This is a genomic window from Streptomyces sp. NPDC091272 (assembly GCF_044757485.1).
Taxonomy (GTDB): Bacteria; Actinomycetota; Actinomycetes; order Streptomycetales; family Streptomycetaceae; genus Streptomyces.
In genome coordinates this window covers 398,492-415,658 of sequence record NZ_JBIVVC010000005.1, presented here as the reverse complement: position 1 = coordinate 415,658, position 17,167 = coordinate 398,492, and the positions used below count along the sequence as shown (strand labels likewise).

The window sequence follows — 17,167 nt, the reverse complement described above, 5'->3', positions numbered from 1 at the left end:
GGCAGAGACTCCGCGGGCACGTGCTCTGAGGGGGGAGGGGGAAGTGGGGCCGCGCGCACCGGACCGCCCGCGGGGGCGAGAGCAACGGACCGCCCGCGGGGGCGCGCGGAGGTGCGGGGGCGCCCCCACGGGCGCGGGGAAGTGCTCGGACCGGGAGCGAGGTGGAGCGCTACGGGGCGCTACCTCTTGCCCCCGCCCAGCACCTGGCCGAGCAAGTCACCCAGACCACCACCGGCCCCACCGGCCCCACCGGCGCCGGCCGCGCCACCCGTACCGCCTGCCGTGCCGGGGGCCGCGCTCGCCGTCGGGCCGCCCGGATTCCTGCGTTCCGTGGCGCGCTTGGTCACCACCGCCACGACCACCGGCAGGGCGATCTCGATCGCCCTGCTCACGCTCGCCGCCGGGAGGCCCGTCTTCCTCGCCACCGCGTTGGCGACCGGCTTGGCCAGTTTGCCGAGCACGCCGGCCATCATGCCGCCGCCGAGCATGCCGCCCATACCGCCGAGCGTGGCCACGCCCTGCAGGGGTGGTTCGGAGGCCTCGGCGAAGGCGGCGCGTACCTCGTCCGCCTCTTCCGGGGTGGCGGCCTGAGCCTTCTCGGTGAGGCCGCCCGCGAAGGCGTCGGCCGTCGAGGCGACGACGTCTTGCGCGCCCGCCGCGTCCGTGCCGAGCAGACCGGCGATCTCGGCGAGCTTGTCGTCGCCCAGCTCGTTGAGCACATCCTGCTGAAAGGAGTCGTCTGTCATGAGGGAAACGCTACTTCTGTGGTGATATGTCGGCACCTTGTGACCGTTCCGAGGGGGACCGCGGGAGCCGTCGAAAAACCTCGAAGAAACCTGGAATCCCCGTGCAACCCTTCGCCACCTTCGTGGGTCATACATGGCATCAGGGCTTCCGGGGAGGGATCTGGGGGGATTCGGGGAGGCCTGACACGGAGGGGGATACAAGGGGACCCGGTCGACGGACCGGGTCCCCCTTGTTTTTCCCGCGCCGGTGTTGTCCACAGCCCGCCCGCACCGTCCGGTCTCCCGGGTTGTCCACAGCCCGCCCGCGCTGTCCGACCCCACCGGTACCGTCGGATCATGAGCAGCTCAGGGGTGGGGCCGGGTGCGGGGCCGGGTGCGGGGCCCGGCGGGGGTCAGGCCGTGGTCGAAGGGGTCCTGGAGCGGATCACGTACGCCAACGAGGACACCGGGTACACGGTCGGGCGGGTCGACACCGGGCGCGGGTCCGGGATCGGTGACCTGCTCACCGTCGTCGGCGCGCTGCTCGGCGCGCAGCCGGGGGAGTCGCTGCGGATGGAGGGCCGCTGGGGGTCCCACCCGCAGTACGGCAAGCAGTTCACCGTGGACAACTACACGACGGTGCTGCCCGCCACCATCCAGGGCATCCGCCGCTACCTGGGGTCGGGGCTGATCAAGGGGATCGGGCCGGTGATGGCCGACCGGATCACCACGCACTTCGGCGTCGACACCCTCGACATCATCGAGCAGGAGCCCAAGCGGCTCGTCGAGGTGCCGGGGCTCGGGCCCAAGCGGACCAAGATGATCGCCGCCGCCTGGGAGGAACAGAAGGCCATCAAGGAAGTGATGGTGTTCCTGCAGGGCGTCGGGGTGTCCACGTCCATCGCCGTGCGGATCTACAAGAAGTACGGGGACGCCTCGATCTCCGTGGTGAAGAACGAGCCGTACCGCCTCGCCGCCGACGTCTGGGGCATCGGCTTCCTCACCGCCGACCGCATCGCCCAGGCGGTGGGCATTCCGCACGACAGCCCCGAGCGGGTCAAGGCGGGGCTGCAGTACGCGCTGTCGCAGTCCACCGACCAGGGCCACTGCTTCCTCCCCGAGGAGCAGCTGATCAGTGACGCGGTGAAGCTGCTCCAGGTGGACACCGGGCTCGTCATCGAGTGCCTCGCCGAGCTGGCGGAGGATCCGGAGGGTGTCGTACGGGAGAGGGTGCCGGGGCCCGAGGGGCCGGGTGGTGAGCCGGTCACCGCCGTCTATCTGGTGCCCTTCCACCGGGCCGAACTCTCCCTCGCCGCACAGGTGTTGCGGCTGCTGCGCACGGACGAGGACCGGATGCCCGCCTTCCGGGGCATCGAGTGGGAGAAGGCGCTGGCGTGGCTGGCGGGGCGCACCGGGGCCTCGCTCGCCCCCGGGCAGGAGGCAGCCGTCAAGCTCGCCCTGACGCAGAAGGTGGCGGTGCTGACGGGAGGGCCGGGGTGCGGCAAGTCGTTCACCGTCCGCTCGGTCGTCGAGCTCGCGCGGGCGAAGAAGGCCAAGGTGGTGCTCGCGGCGCCGACCGGGCGGGCCGCCAAGCGGCTGTCCGAGCTGACCGGCGCCGACGCCTCCACCGTGCACCGCCTGCTGGAGCTGAAGCCCGGCGGGGACGCGGCGTACGACAGGGACCGGCCGCTCGACGCCGACCTCGTCGTGGTCGACGAGGCCTCGATGCTGGACCTGCTGCTCGCCAACAAGCTGGTGAAGGCGGTGGCACCAGGTGCCCACCTGCTCCTGGTCGGGGACGTGGACCAGCTGCCGTCCGTCGGCGCCGGGGAGGTGCTGCGGGACCTGCTCGCCGACGGCGGGCCCGTGCCGCACGTACGGCTCACGCAGATCTTCCGGCAGGCCCAGCAGTCCGGGGTGGTGACCAACGCCCACCGCATCAACGCGGGCTCCCACCCGCTCACGCAGGGGCTCAGCGACTTCTTCCTCTTCGTCGAGGACGACACCGAGGAGGCTGGCCGGCTCACGGTGGACGTGGCCGCCCGCCGGATCCCGCGGAAGTTCGGTCTCGACCCCCGGCGGGACGTGCAGGTGCTCGCGCCCATGCACCGGGGCCCGGCCGGCGCGGGAAACCTGAACGGGCTGCTCCAGGCGGCCATCACACCGGCTCGCCCCGACCTCCCCGAGAAACGGTTCGGCGGCCGTACCTTCCGGGTCGGCGACAAGGTCACCCAGATCCGTAACAACTACGACAAGGGTGAGAACGGCGTGTTCAACGGGACCGTGGGGGTCGTCACCGCCCTGGACGCCGACGAGCAGACGCTGACCGTGCGCACCGACGAGGACGAGGACATCGGTTACGACTTCGACGAGCTCGACGAGCTGGCCCACGCCTACGCCGTCACCATCCACCGCTCGCAGGGGAGCGAGTACCCGGCGGTGGTGATCCCGGTCACCACCGGCGCCTGGATGATGCTCCAGCGGAACCTGCTCTACACCGCCGTCACACGCGCCAAGAAGCTCGTCGTCCTGGTCGGCTCCCGCAAGGCGATCGGACAGGCGGTGCGCACCGTTTCGGCAGGCCGGCGGTGCACCGCGCTCGACCACCGGCTCGCCGGCCCCGGCTTCGTACCGTCCCCCAGGGGATCCGGCGGGGGCCATCGGTGGGAAACATCACCCGGGGCTTCCGGAACCGGGGCGAAGGGGGCAGGATGAGCAGGTTGGCGGCACTCAGTGCCGCGAACTGGCCTGTTGGCCGACCCCGAGTGCACTCTGCTGAGCCAAGTGGGGGATGGTAGAGACAGTCAGGGCACCTCGAAGAAGAGGCACTACGTCGGTGAGGGATGACGTGAGCGAGAGCGACAACTCTGTAGTACTGCGGTACGGCGATGGCGAGTACACCTACCCGGTGATCGACAGCACCGTCGGCGACACGGGCTTCGACATCGGGAAGCTCCGGTCCCAGACCGGTCTGGTCACCCTCGATAGCGGATACGGCAACACCGCCGCCTACAAATCCGCCATTACCTACCTCGACGGCGAGCAGGGCATCCTGCGCTACCGCGGGTACCCCATCGAGCAGCTGGCCGAGCAGAGCAGTTTCCTGGAGACGGCCTACCTGCTGATCAACGGCGAACTGCCGAAGGACGACGAACTGTCGACCTTCAAGAACGAGATCACCCAGCACACGCTGCTGCACGAGGACGTCAAGCGGTTCTTCGACGGCTTCCCGCGCGACGCCCACCCGATGGCCATGCTGTCCTCGGTCGTCTCGGCGCTGTCCACGTTCTACCAGGACAGCCACAACCCGTTCGACGAGCAGCAGCGCCACCTCTCGACGATCCGGCTGCTCGCCAAGCTGCCGACGATCGCCGCGTACGCGTACAAGAAGTCGATCGGCCACCCCTTCGTCTACCCGCGCAACGACCTGGGTTACGTCGAGAACTTCCTGCGCATGACCTTCTCGGTCCCCGCCCAGGAGTACGTGCCGGACCCGGTCGTCGTCTCCGCGCTGGAGAAGCTGCTGATCCTGCACGCGGACCACGAGCAGAACTGCTCGACCTCCACCGTGCGTCTGGTCGGCTCCTCGCAGGCGAACATGTTCGCCTCGATCTCGGCCGGCATCAGCGCCCTGTGGGGCCCGCTGCACGGCGGCGCCAACGCGTCCGTCCTGGAGATGCTGGAGTCGATCCAGGCCGACGGCGGCGACGTCGACGCCTTCATCCAGAAGGTGAAGAACAAGGAGGACGGCGTCCGCCTGATGGGCTTCGGCCACCGGGTGTACAAGTCCTTCGACCCGCGCGCCAAGATCATCAAGGCTGCCGCGCACGACGTCCTCTCGGCCCTCGGCAAGTCCGACGAGCTGCTGGACATCGCGCTCAAGCTGGAGGAGCACGCGCTCTCCGACGACTACTTCGTCTCGCGCAACCTCTACCCGAACGTGGACTTCTACACGGGTCTGATCTACCGCGCGATGGGCTTCCCCACCGACATGTTCACCGTGCTCTTCGCGATCGGCCGGCTGCCCGGCTGGATCGCCCAGTGGCACGAGATGATCAAGGAGCCGGGGTCGCGCATCGGCCGTCCGCGCCAGATCTACACGGGCGAGGTCCTCCGCGACTTCGTACCGGTCGAGGAGCGCTGACCGTAAGGTCGCACCACCGCACCACCGCACCACGCGCTCCGCACACGCGCCGAGCACAGAAAAGCGCCCCGCCGCCGATCCCCCCACGGGTCGACGATACGGGGCGCTTTCCTGTTCCCCGGATCGGATTCCCCCCACGGGATCCCAACCGGGCGTCTGTCGGCTCGCGCCGCCAGAGGTCTGTGTGCCGCACGAACTGTGTGTCCGTGCGGCGGTACTGCTGGTCGTGCGGTCGTGCGGTCGTGCGGTCGTGCGGTCGTGCGGTCGTGCCGGTCCTGCGGTGGTGCTGGTCGTACGTACTGCCCGGGGGCCTGAAACCCCGGTCCTGCGGTACTGCTTCCGGGGCCTGAAAACCCGGGTCCCGCGTGTCCGCCAGGACACGTAACGACGGGAGGGCCGCTCAAAGCTCCCCGGTATACGTGTCCCGGCCAACGCTTGCCGAGGACGTCCCCCAGGACATCCCGCGTCGAACGTCCCCCAAGACGTTCTTGGCATCGCTTCCTAGACTCGCGACCCCGGCCAATGGTTACCCCTCGAACACAGTGATCTACGCCACTTCGCGTATGTCATGCGTTCGTGTACGTCATGTGAAGGTACGTAGCCGGAGGCTGTTTGTCACTACGAAGACGGATGAGAAAGCCATTGCAAATCCGGCGATCATCGGGTTGAGCAGCCCGGCGGCGGCCAGTGGCAGCGCCGCGACGTTGTAACCGAAGGCCCAGAAGAGGTTTCCCTTGATGGTCGCGAGGGTCCGGCGGGACAGTCGGATCGCGTCCGCCGCCACCCGGAGATCCCCGCGGACCAGCGTCAGGTCACCCGCCTCGATCGCCGCGTCCGTGCCGGTGCCCATCGCAAGGCCCAGATCCGCGGTGGCGAGCGCCGCCGCGTCGTTCACGCCGTCGCCGACCATCGCGACGGTACGGCCCTGCGCCTGGAGCCGGCGGACCACGTCGGCCTTCTCCTCGGGAAGCACCTCCGCGTGGACCTCGCTCGCGTCGATGCCCACCTCGGCGGCCACCGCGTCCGCGACGGGGCGGTTGTCACCGGTCAGGAGTACCGGAACGAGTCCCAGTGCGCGCAACCGTGCGACCGCCTCCGCGCTGGTGTCCTTGACCGTGTCCGCGACCGTCAGCACGCCCCGTGCCGCGCCGTCCCAGCCGACCGTGACGGCGGTACGGCCCGACGCCTCGGCGGCGGCCCGCGCGTCGGCGAGCGCGGGCGGCAGCTCGTAACCCCTGCTGCTGAACAGCTTCTCCCGGCCCACCAGCACCTCATGGCCCTCGGTGACGCCCTCGACGCCCAGGCCGGGCAGGGCGGCGAAGCCGGTGACGGGTGGCAGGTCGCTGCCGGCCCCGGCCGCGACCGCCCGCGCGATCGGATGCTCCGAGGCGTGCTCCAGGGCTCCGGCGAGCCGCAGCAGTTCGTCCCCGTCCACCCCGGCGGCCGGGATCACGTCCTTCAGCTCCATCCGGCCCGTGGTCACCGTCCCGGTCTTGTCGAGCACGACGGTGTCCACCCGGCGCGTGGACTCCAGCACCTCGGGGCCCTTGATCAGGATGCCCAGCTGTGCGCCCCGGCCGGTGCCGACCATCAGGGCGGTCGGCGTGGCCAGGCCCAGCGCGCACGGGCAGGCGATGATCAGGACCGCGACGGCGGCGGTGAACGCGGCGGTCGGGTCGTCCGTCGCCAGCAGCCAGCCGACCAGGGTGCCCAGCGCGATCAGCAGGACCACGGGAACGAAGACGGCGGAGATCCGGTCGGCCAGTCGCTGCACCTGGGCCTTGCCGTTCTGGGCGTCCTCCACCAGCCGTGCCATCCGGGCCAGTTGGGTGTCGGCGCCGACCCGGGTGGCCTCGACCACGATCCGCCCGCCCGCGTTCACGGTCGCCCCGGTGACCCGGTCGCCGGGGCCGACGTCCACCGGCACCGACTCGCCGGTCAGCATCGACGCGTCGAGCGCCGAACTGCCCTCGACGACCGTGCCGTCGGTGGCGACCTTCTCCCCGGGACGCACGACGAAACGGTCCCCCGCGGCCAGCTGCCGTACCGGGAGCAACACCTCCCGCCCGCCGCGCAGCACGGCGACCTCGGTGGCGCCCAGCTCCATCAGCGCCCGCAGCGCGGCGCCCGCCTTCCGCTTGGAGCGGGCCTCCAGCCAGCGGCCGAGCAGGATGAAGACGGTGACGCCCGCGGCGACTTCGAGGTAGACGGTGGAGGCGCCGTCGGCCCGGCCCGCCGTCAGGTCGAAGCCGTGCCGCATCCCCGGCATGCCCGCGTCGCCGAGGAACAGCGCCCACAGCGACCATCCGAAGGCGGCCAGCGTGCCGACCGAGACCAGGGTGTCCATGGTCGCGGCGCCGTGCCGCAGATTGGTCCAGGCGGCCCGGTGGAAGGGCAGCGCGCCCCAGACGACGACCGGCGCGGCCAGCGTCAGCGACAGCCACTGCCAGTTGTCGAACTGGAGGGCGGGGATCATCGACAGCAGGATCACCGGGAAGGCGAGCACGGCGGAGACGAGCAACCGCTGCCGCAGGGCGGCCAGTTCGAGGTCGACGGGCTCCCCGCCCGGTCCCTGGTCCCCGTCGGCCGCCCTGGGGGCCGCCACGGGCTCCTGGGCCGTGTATCCGGTCCGCTCCACGGTCGTGATCAGGTCCGGGACGGCCACCGCCCCCTCGGCGTACGCGATCCGTGCCTTCTCCGTCGCGTAGTTGACGGTGGCGGCCACGCCGTCCATCCGGTTGAGCTTCTTCTCGATGCGGGCCGCGCACGAGGCGCAGGTCATCCCGCCGATGGTCAGCTCGACGTGTCCGCCGAGGGCCGGAGCAGGCTCCGGGGGCGAGGAGGCGGGGGCGGCGGTGTTCATTCGGGGAGCTCCAGGAAATGTGCCGGCCAACTGTGCCGGTCAGGTGTGCCAGCCAAGTGTGCCGACCAAGTGTGCCGACCAACTGTGCCGGTCAGCTGTCCGGCCAGGTGTGCCCCTCGGACGAGGGGCCGGAAGGCTTCTCAGACCGTGCCGGCCAGCTCGTAACCGGCCTCGTCGACGGCGGCGCGTACCGCCGCCTCGTCGAGCGGCCCGGCCGACACGACCGTGACCTGCCCGGTCGAGGCGACAGCCGTCACGGAACCGACGCCCTCGATCTCGGAGATCTCGGCGGAGACCGCGCCCTCGCAGTGGCCGCAGGTCATGCCGGTCACCCGGTAGACGGTGGTCACGGCGCCGGCCTGGTCGTCGGCCGCCCCGGCCGGACCGCAGGAGCCGGAGGGCGAGCAGCAGGAGCCGGAGTCCTGGGCGGTCCCGGCGGTGGAGGGCTGGGTCTCGGCGGTCATGTCGGTGCTCCTCTTCGAAGACTGGTGACACATGCGCGACGGTGGGTGCGCACATGTGGGGCGCGGGGGAGTCCGCGGGGCTGCCGTGACTCCCCGATACTCCACACTATACCCCTAGGGGGTATCAAATCCAGCGGACACGGCGCGGGCCCCGCACCGGGGCCGAAAACGCGCCGGTGCGGGGCCCGCGAGGGGCGGAAAGGTCAGTTCCGGCGGCCTCTGCTGCCGGGGCGGCGGGCCACCCAGGTGCGGATGGTGTCCGCGTACCAGTAGGGCTTGTTGCCCTCCACGTGGTCGGGCGGGGGCAGCAGACCGTGCTTGCGGTACGAGCGCACGGTGTCCGTCTGGACCTGGATGTGTGCGGCGATCTCTTTGTACGACCAGAGCTTGCGGTCCGTCATCTGTGCACCTCCCTGCGAAGGCCGCAGCCACGGCGGAGGAGCCGTCGGGGGCACTGCGGCGTTTCGTTGGTGATCACTCAGCCTCTGCCCCGTGAACGACACTCCGTGACCGGTTGCCTACGGCTGTGGTGCCCCTGTGACGGAAGGCCCGCGTAATGGTGATATGTGTGACTGAAAGGGCATCTCTGTGACGTAAGTGGTGCAGGGAAACGGCAGGACACACGGGGCGGGCCGGACCGATGTGCTCGGTCCGGCCCGCTCACGGGTGTAATGCGGTGCCGCGCAAAGGGGTTGAGGGCGCGGGAGCGGCATCGGGCGCGGTTGCTACGTCCAGGAGGAGCGACGGCGCCAGGTGTGGTCGCTACGCCCCGCAGGAGCGACGGCGCCGGGTGCGGTCGCTAAGCCCCGCAGGAGCGACGGCGCCGGGTGCGGTCGCTACGCCCCGCAGGAGCGCAGGAAGGCCCGGGTCCGCCGTGCGATCGGCAGCGGCTTATCCGGCGGGCAGGGGTACATGTCCTGCTCCACGATCGCGAACAGCTCCGTCCCGCGCCGCGCACCGAGCGCCTGGGCCGCCTGGAGCACGGGCTCCAGCGCCGGCACCCCGCCCGGCGGCTCGCACATCACGCCCTGCCCCACGGCGGCGCCGAACGGCAGCCGCCGGTCGCGGACCCGGTCAAGTACCGCCGGGGCCACCTGCTTCAGGTGCAGATAGCCGATCCGCTCCCCGTACTTCTCCAGGAGCGCGACGCTGTCGCCGCCGCAGTACGCGTAGTGCCCGGTGTCCAGGCACAGCGAGACGAGGCCGGGGTCGGTCGCGTCGAGGAGGCGGACCACGTTCTCCTCGCCGTCGATGTGGGTGTCCGCGTGCGGATGGACGACCACCCGCAGGCCGAACTCCTCGTGCACCTGCCGCGACAGCCGCTCCGTCCGCGCGGCGAGCGTGCGCCACTGCGCGGCGGAGAGCACGGAGTCCTCCAGCACCCTCCCCGTCCTGTCGTCCCGCCAGAACGCCGGGATCATCACCAGGTGGCCCGCGCCCGCCGCCCGCGCCTGCCGGGCCACGTCACCGACGTGCGCCCAGGTGCGGGACCACTCCTGTGCGCCGTCGCGGTGCAGCGCGGTGAAGACCGTGCCGGCGGACACCCGCAGCCCGCGTGCCTGCAACTCGGCGCGCAGCAGACCGGGTTCGACGGGCAGGTAGCCGTACGGTCCCAGCTCGATCCACTCGTAACCGGCCGCTGCCACCTCGTCCAGGAACCGCCGCCAGGGCACCTGGGCGGGATCGTCCGCGAACCACACCCCCCACGAGTCCGGGGCGGAACCGATCCTGATGCGTGTCAGCTCTCCTTCGGCGGTCATGGGGGAACCTTGACAGTTTTCCGAACACGCGGATAGACCTGAAAACCGCAGTCCGCCGACGAGGGGGATTCATGAGCGACCCGCACGACGACGCCCCGTACGACCTGATCGCGATGGGCCGGCTGGGGGTGGACCTCTACCCGCTGCGGGCAGGGGTGCCGCTGGACCGGGTCGAGACCTTCGGCAGGTTCCTGGGCGGTTCGGCGGCGAACGTGGCGGTCGCCGCCGCCCGGCTGGGGCGGCGGACCGCCCTGGTGTCACGGACCGGGGCCGACCCCTTCGGGACGTACCTGCGGCGGGAACTGGACGGCTTCGGCGTGGACGTGCGCTGGGTGGCCGAGGTCGCCGCCTACCCCACGCCCGTCACCTTCTGCGAGGTCTTCCCGCCGGACGACTTCCCGCTGTACTTCTACCGCCGGCCCAAGGCCCCCGACCTGGAGATCCACCCCGGCGAGCTGGACCTCGGCGCGGTGCGCGCCGCACGGGTCTTCTGGGCCACCGGTACGGGACTGTGCGCGCAGCCGAGCAGGGACGCGACGCTGGAGGCGCTGGAGGCCCGCGGGCGCGCCACGCACACCGTTCTCGACCTGGACTGGCGGCCGGTGTTCTGGGCGGGCCAGGACCCGCGCCCGTACTACGCGCGGGCGTTGCGGCACGCGACGGTGGCCGTCGGGAACATCGAGGAGTGCGAGATCGCGACCGGTACGCGTGAACCGCGCGCGGCGGCGGCCGAGTTGCTCGCGTCCGGTGTGCAGCTCGCCGTCGTCAAACAGGGCCCCGAGGGTGTCCTCGCCGTCCACCGCGACGGAACGACCGTGACCGCGGCCCCACTTGAGGTGGACGTGCTCAACGGGCTGGGCGCGGGCGACGCGTTCGGCGGGGCGCTCTGCCACGGCCTGCTCTGCGGCTGGCCCCTCGAAGCGACGATCCGCTGGGCGAACGCGGCGGGCGCGCTGGTCGCCTCCCGCCTGGAGTGTTCGTCCGCGATGCCCTACGCGGCGGAGATCGACAGGCTTCTCCTGCAGGCGACGGGAGGTACGCGATGAAGGACCACGACGGCCCCGACAGGCGGCTCTTCGCCGCGGCGGGCAGCGAGTCCCACGGACCGTACGCGCTCGACATCGGTCCGGAGCGGGCCGGGTGGCGGTACGCGGCGCTCCGCGTGCTCGCGCTGCGGCCCGGCGGCTCGCACCACCTGCCCACCGGCGACAGCGAGTGGATCGTGCTGCCGCTGGCCGGGTCCTGCAGCGTCCTCGTCGACGGGCAGGTCATCGAACTCCGGGGACGGGAGGGGGTGTTCGGCGGCGTGTCCGACTTCGCGTACCTGCCGCGGGACGCGCACGCCCAGATCGCCTCCGGCGCGGGGGGCCGCTTCGCGCTGGCGGGGGCGAGGTGCGAGCGACGGCTGCCCGCGCGGCACGGTCCGGCGGCCGAGGTGCCGGTGGAGCGGCGGGGGAGCGGGATCACGGCGCGCGAGGTGCGGAACTTCGCGGCGGCGGACGTCTTCGAGTGCGACCGGCTGATCGCCGTCGAGGTGCTCACCCCGGGCGGGCACTGGTCGTCGTACCCGCCGCACAAGCACGACGAGGAGGTGGCGGGCCGGGAGTCGGTGCTGGAGGAGATCTACCACTTCGAGTTCGAGGGCGAGGGCCCCTCCGCCGTCGGCCACCAGCGGATCACGCCGTCCCGGCCGGGCGGTGCGGACCTGCTGACCGAGGTCCGCACCGGCGACACCGTCCTGGTCCCGGACGGCTGGCACGGACCGTCGATCGCCCCGCCGGAACACGCCATGTACTACCTGAACGTCATGGCGGGGCCGGGCGCCGTACGCGAATGGCAGATCACCTTCCGCCACCGCCCCGCCTGACCCGCTGCCCCGGGCGCGACCCCGCGCCCCGCCGGAAGGGATACCGTGCCCACCCGCCACCTCACCACCGCCCAGGCCCTCCTCGCCTTCCTCGCCCGCCAGTACACCGAGCGCGCCGGTGTCCGCCACCGCCTGATCGCCGCCACCTGGGGGATCTTCGGCCACGGCAACGTCGCCGGGCTCGGTCAGGCCCTCGTCGAGACGCGGCACGGCGAGGGGCCGGACGCCATGCCCTTCCTCCAGGGCCGCAACGAGCAGGCCATGGTGCACGCCGCCACCGCCTACGCCCGCCAGCGGGGCCGCCTTTCCGCCCACGCCGTCACCACGTCCATCGGCCCGGGTGCCACCAACCTCGTCACCGGCGCCGCCCTCGCCACCGTCAACCACCTGCCCGTGCTCCTCCTCCCCGGCGACACCTTCGCCGCCCGCCCCGCGGACCCGGTGCTGCAACAGCTCGAACTCCCGTACGCGGGGGACATCTCGGTCAACGACTGTCTGCGGCCGGTGTCCAGGTACTTCGACCGTGTGAGCCGCCCCGAGGCGCTGATCCCCGCCGCCCTCGCCGCGATGCGCGTGCTGGCCGACCCGGCGGAGACGGGCGCGGTCACGCTCTGCCTGCCGCAGGACGTGCAGGTGGAGGCGTACGACTGGCCGGAGGAGTTCTTCGCGGACCGCGTCTGGCGCGTACCGGCACAGCAGCCCGACCCGCACGACCTGGCCGACGCGGTGCGCGCGGTACGGCGCTCCCGGCGCCCGCTGCTCGTCGCGGGCGGCGGCGTCCGCCACTCCCTGGCCGGGACCGAGCTGTCGGTACTGGCCGAACGCACCGGCATCCCCGTCGCCTCCACCCAGGCGGGCAAGGGCTCACTTCCGTACGACCACCCCGCCGACATGGGGGGCATCGGTCACACCGGCACCGCCGCCGCCAACCACCTCGCCCGCACCGCCGACCTGGTGATCGGCGTCGGCACCCGCTGGACGGACTTCACCACCGCCTCCCACACCCTCTTCGAGAACCCGGCGGTCCGCTTCGTCAACCTCAACCTCACCGGCTTCGACGCCCACAAGATGGGCGGCGTCGCCCTGACCGGCGACGCAGCCGCCGGGCTGGCACACCTGACCCGGGAGCTCGGCCACCTGGCCGCGGGCCGGGAGGGAGCCGGCGGGAGCGCCCCCGGCCACCGCGTCGACGCGGCCTACGAGGACGAGTACCGCACCTGCAAGGCCCGTTGGGAGGCGCACGTCAGCGCCCGCTACGCCGCACCCGACGACAAGGCCGTCCCCACCCAGGCCCAGGTCCTCGGTGTGCTCGACGCGCTGGTCGGCCACGAGGACATCCTGATCAACGCCGCGGGCTCGCTCCCCGGCGACCTCCACAGGCTCTGGCGGACGCGCTCGGGCGACCAGTACCACGTCGAGTACGGCTACTCCTGCATGGGTTACGAGATTCCCGCGGCCATCGGGGTCCAGCTCGCCGCCCCGCACCGGCCGGTCTGGGCCCTCGTCGGCGACGGGACGTACCTGATGAACCCGACCGAGCTCGTCACCGCCGTGCAGGAGCGCCTGCCGATCAAGGTGGTGATCCTGGACAATCACGGGTACGCCTCCATCGGCGGTCTCTCGCACGCCGTCGGCGCCGAGCGGTTCGCCACCGAATACCGTTTCCGCGCCGCCGACGGTACGTACTCGGGAGAGCCCCTGCCCCTGGACCTGGCCGCCAACGCCGCCTCGCTCGGGATGCGCACCCTGCGCGCCCGCACCGTCGGTGACCTGCGCGAAGCCCTCGCGGAAGCACGGGCGAGCACCGTTCCCACATGTGTCTACGTCGAGACCGAAACGGGCGACACAGTGTCGGGCCCGCCGTCGGCCGGCGCGTGGTGGGATGTTCCTGTGGCTCAGACCGCGACCCGCCCGTCGGCGGCTCGGGCCCGCGAGGAGTACGACCGGCAGGTCGCAGCCCGACGCCACCACCTCTGAAGGAGTGCAGTTCATGAAGACCGTCAACCACTGGATCGGTGGCAGGACCGTCGAGGGCGCGTCGGGCAACTGGGGCCCGGTCACCGACCCGGCCACCGGCGACGCAGGCACCCGTGTCGCCCTCGCCTCCGTGGCGGAGGTGGACGCGGCCGTCGCGTCCGCGAAGGCCGCCTACGCGAAGTGGGGGACCTCCTCGCTCTCCGCCCGCACCGGGATCCTCTTCCGCTACCGCGCCCTGCTCGACGCGCACCGGGACGAGATCGCCGCCCTGATCACCGCCGAGCACGGCAAGGTGCACTCGGACGCGCTGGGCGAGGTCGCCCGCGGCCTGGAGATCGTCGAACTGGCCTGCGGCATCACCACCCAGCTCAAGGGCGAGCTCTCCACCGAGGTCGCCACCCGCGTCGACGTCTCCTCGATCCGCCAGTCGCTCGGCGTGGTGGCGGGCATCACGCCGTTCAACTTCCCGGCCATGGTGCCGATGTGGATGTTCCCGCTCGCGATCGCCTGCGGCAACACCTTCGTGCTGAAGCCCTCCGAGAAGGACCCCTCCGCCTCCCTGCGCCTGGCCCAGCTCGCCACCGAGGCCGGCCTCCCGGACGGCGTCCTGAACGTCCTGCACGGTGACAAGGTCGCCGTCGACCGGCTCCTGGAGCACCCGGACGTCGCCGCGGTCTCCTTCGTCGGCTCGACCCCGATCGCCCGTCACATCCACGCCACCGCCTCCGCCAACGGCAAGCGCGTACAGGCACTCGGCGGCGCCAAGAACCACATGCTGGTCCTCCCCGACGCGGACCTCGACGCCGCCGCCGACGCGGCCGTCTCCGCGGCCTACGGCTCGGCCGGTGAGCGCTGCATGGCCATCTCGGCCGTCGTGGCCGTCGGCGCCGTCGGCGACGAGCTGGTCGCGAAGATCGTCGAGCGCGCCGAGAAGATCAAGATCGGCCCCGGCAACGACCCGGCGTCCGAGATGGGCCCGCTGATCACCGCCGCCCACCGCGACAAGGTCGCCTCCTACGTCACGGGGGCCGCCGCCCAGGGCTCGAAGGTCGTCCTGGACGGCACCGGGCACACGGTCGAGGGCTTCGAGAACGGCCACTGGATCGGCCTCTCCCTCCTGGACCACGTCCCCACCGACTCGGACGCCTACCGCGACGAGATCTTCGGCCCGGTGCTGTGCGTCCTGCGCGTCGACACCTACGAAGAGGGCGTCGCCCTCATGAACGCCTCGCCGTTCGGCAACGGCACGGCGATCTTCACCCGTGACGGAGGGGCCGCCAGGCGCTTCCAGCTGGAGATCGAGGCGGGCATGGTCGGCGTCAACGTGCCGATCCCGGTCCCCGTCGGCTACCACTCCTTCGGCGGCTGGAAGGACAGCCTCTTCGGCGACCACCACATCTACGGCACCGACGGCATCCACTTCTACACCCGCGGCAAGGTCACCACGACCCGCTGGCCGGACCCGGCCGACGCCCCCTCCGGCGTCGACCTCGGCTTCCCCCGCAACCACTGAGCCACCGCGCCCGCGGGACCCGGGCCTGCCCCCGGCCGGACCCGCCTCCCACGGCGCGGCCCCCCGGAACCTCACCTCCGGCGGGGCCGCGCCGGCCCCGCACCTGCCCGTGCACCCGGTGGCGCCGTTCAGGCGTGCCGGTACACCTTCCCCGGCTCCAGCTTCCGCGGCGCGAACAGCCGCTCCAGCGACACCAGCGTGAACCCCCGCTCCCGTAGCCCGTCCACGATCGCGGGGACCGCCGGCACCGTGCCCGGATAGATGTCGTGCAGCAGCACGATCGAGCCGCGCCCCGCCGACCTCAGGATCCGCTCCTCGATCACCTTCGGGTCGTGGTCCCGCCAGTCCAGCGCCCGTGAGTTCCACAGCACCTGGGCGAGCCCCAGCTCCTTGCAGACAGCCGCCACCTGCTGGTTCGTACGCCCCTGCGGCGGTCGCATCAGCGTCGGCGCACGCCCCGTCACCTGGGTGAGGGCCCGCTGCGTGAGCACCAGTTGCCGCCGGGCCTCCTGGGGCGGCACCTCGGTGAGCCTGGGGTGGGTCCACGAGTGGTTGCCCACCTCGTGGCCCTCGTCCGCCATCCGCCGTACCAGCGCCGGGTACTTGAAGACCGGGCCCTTGCCGAGCAGGAAGAACGCCGCCGGCACGTCCTTGCGCGCCAGAACGTCGAGCAGTTCACCGGTGTACCGTCCCGGCCCGCCGTCGAACGTGAGCGCCACACACCTGGCGGTGCGGCAGTCGACGGGGGCGTCGGCCCGGCCGCCGGCGAAACCCGCCAGCAGGGCGGCGGCGACCAGTGCCAGGGCGCAGATCAGGCAACGACGGCGTTTTGTCACCGCACACCGGTACCAGCGGCGGGCCACCCCGCAAACGCCACGCCCGCCGCACGTCACCCGGTCGGTGCGCCGTCCGGCCGAGTCCGGGCGCGGTACGTCATTCGCGCGGCAGGGTCCCGATGACGACCGTCGCCCCCAGCTCCTCGTCCTCCTCGGCGCGGGCCCTGAGCCCGCCCCGTACCATCGCGTCGACCGTACGGTCCGCCTGCCGCTCGCTCGTCTCGATCAGCAGGCTCCCGCCGGGCGCCAGCCAGCGCGCCGCCCCCGCCGTCACCCGCCGCTGCACGTCGAGGCCGTCCGCGCCGCCGTCCAGCGCCACCAGCGGCTCGTGGTCCCGCGCCTCGGACGGCAGCAGACCGATGTCGTCGGTCGGTACGTACGGGGCGTTGGCCACCAGTACGTCCACCCGGCCCCGGAGCCGGTCCGGCAGCGCGGCGTACAGGTCGCCCCCGTACACCCGCCCGCCCACCGGCGCCACGTTCCGCCGCGCGCACCGCACGGCGGCGGGCTCGACATCGGCCGCGTACAGCTCGATCCCGGGCAGTTCCGCCCCCAGCACGGCCGCCGCGGCGCCCGACCCGCAGCACAGGTCCAGGACGACGGCCCCGGCCCTGCGGGAGGCCAGCAAGCGGGCGTGGCGCACCAGGAGTTCGGTGCGGGGACGGGGGACGAACACGCCGAGGTCGACGGAGATCCGGTGGCCGCAGAACTCGGCCCACCCGAGCACGTGCTCCAGCGGCAGGCCGTTCGCCCGCCGCTCGACGAGGGCGGCGAGGGCGTCACCGGTGCGCCCGGTGGCGAGCAGCAACCGGGCCTCGTCCTCGGCGAACACACAGCCCGCGGCCCGCAGCCGGGCCACGACGGAGGAGAAGAGGGCGGCGAGCGCCGTGGAGGCGGACCCGGACCCGGGAGGAGTGGCGGACACGGACCCGGGCGAGGAGGCCGGCACGGAGCCGGTGGAGGTGGCGGACACGGACCCGGGGGAAGAAACCGAGATCGTCATGGGAGAGCCTTCCGG

General features: G+C 72.2%; 13 protein-coding genes. 6 read left to right on the top strand and 7 right to left on the bottom strand.

Going from position 1 to position 17,167, the window contains the following annotated elements; genetic code table 11:
• Nucleotides 1-179: 179 nt before the first annotated feature.
• Nucleotides 180-746, bottom strand: a complete 567-nt coding sequence (locus tag ACIQM4_RS17425) for a DUF937 domain-containing protein (RefSeq protein WP_401592094.1) — start codon at nt 744-746, stop codon at nt 180-182.
• Nucleotides 747-1,082: 336 nt separating this feature from the next.
• On the opposite strand from ACIQM4_RS17425, the gene ACIQM4_RS17420 reads away from it, so the two are divergent.
• Nucleotides 1,083-3,440, top strand: coding sequence for an ATP-dependent RecD-like DNA helicase (locus ACIQM4_RS17420; protein WP_401592092.1), 2,358 nt, complete (start codon nt 1,083-1,085; stop codon nt 3,438-3,440).
• A 133-nt stretch (nt 3,441-3,573) separates the two neighbouring features.
• Nucleotides 3,574-4,869 (top strand): citrate synthase, encoded by a 1,296-nt coding sequence (locus ACIQM4_RS17415; protein ID WP_401592090.1) that lies wholly within the window; start codon nt 3,574-3,576, stop codon nt 4,867-4,869.
• 583 nt (nt 4,870-5,452) lie between these two features.
• Here ACIQM4_RS17415 and ACIQM4_RS17410 read toward each other — a convergent pair.
• The 4 genes from ACIQM4_RS17410 to ACIQM4_RS17395 form a co-directional block, all read right to left on the bottom strand.
• Complete coding sequence (locus tag ACIQM4_RS17410) at nt 5,453-7,732, bottom strand: heavy metal translocating P-type ATPase (protein ID WP_401592088.1); 2,280 nt, start codon at nt 7,730-7,732, stop codon at nt 5,453-5,455.
• 140 nt (nt 7,733-7,872) lie between these two features.
• Nucleotides 7,873-8,196, bottom strand: a complete 324-nt coding sequence (locus tag ACIQM4_RS17405; RefSeq protein WP_401592086.1) for a heavy-metal-associated domain-containing protein — start codon at nt 8,194-8,196, stop codon at nt 7,873-7,875.
• A gap of 203 nt (nt 8,197-8,399) precedes the next feature.
• Nucleotides 8,400-8,597, bottom strand: a complete 198-nt coding sequence (locus ACIQM4_RS17400) for a helix-turn-helix transcriptional regulator (RefSeq protein WP_401592084.1) — start codon at nt 8,595-8,597, stop codon at nt 8,400-8,402.
• A gap of 435 nt (nt 8,598-9,032) precedes the next feature.
• Entirely contained in the window at nt 9,033-9,956 is a 924-nt protein-coding gene (locus ACIQM4_RS17395) for a sugar phosphate isomerase/epimerase family protein (protein ID WP_401592082.1), read from the bottom strand.
• A gap of 71 nt (nt 9,957-10,027) precedes the next feature.
• Between ACIQM4_RS17395 and iolC the strand changes: the two genes are divergently transcribed.
• From iolC to ACIQM4_RS17375, 4 genes are read left to right on the top strand one after another with little or no spacing between them, the layout of a single operon-like run.
• Nucleotides 10,028-11,002, top strand: a complete 975-nt coding sequence (gene iolC, locus ACIQM4_RS17390; protein WP_401592080.1) for a 5-dehydro-2-deoxygluconokinase — start codon at nt 10,028-10,030, stop codon at nt 11,000-11,002.
• Entirely contained in the window at nt 10,999-11,823 is an 825-nt protein-coding gene (gene iolB / locus ACIQM4_RS17385) for a 5-deoxy-glucuronate isomerase (RefSeq protein ID WP_401592078.1), read from the top strand. The genes iolC and iolB overlap by 4 nt, the downstream gene beginning before the upstream one ends.
• A gap of 45 nt (nt 11,824-11,868) precedes the next feature.
• Nucleotides 11,869-13,800 (top strand): 3D-(3,5/4)-trihydroxycyclohexane-1,2-dione acylhydrolase (decyclizing), encoded by a 1,932-nt coding sequence (iolD, locus tag ACIQM4_RS17380; RefSeq protein ID WP_401592076.1) that lies wholly within the window; start codon nt 11,869-11,871, stop codon nt 13,798-13,800.
• A gap of 13 nt (nt 13,801-13,813) precedes the next feature.
• Nucleotides 13,814-15,313, top strand: coding sequence for a CoA-acylating methylmalonate-semialdehyde dehydrogenase (locus tag ACIQM4_RS17375; protein WP_401592074.1), 1,500 nt, complete (start codon nt 13,814-13,816; stop codon nt 15,311-15,313).
• Between the two features lie 128 nt (nt 15,314-15,441).
• On the opposite strand, the gene ACIQM4_RS17370 is transcribed toward ACIQM4_RS17375, so the two are convergent.
• Nucleotides 15,442-16,149, bottom strand: coding sequence for a polysaccharide deacetylase family protein (locus tag ACIQM4_RS17370; RefSeq protein ID WP_401592072.1), 708 nt, complete (start codon nt 16,147-16,149; stop codon nt 15,442-15,444).
• A gap of 97 nt (nt 16,150-16,246) precedes the next feature.
• A complete protein-coding gene (locus ACIQM4_RS17365; protein ID WP_401592070.1) occupies nt 16,247-17,152 on the bottom strand; it encodes a putative protein N(5)-glutamine methyltransferase in 906 nt (301 codons plus the stop codon).
• Nucleotides 17,153-17,167 lie beyond the last annotated feature (15 nt).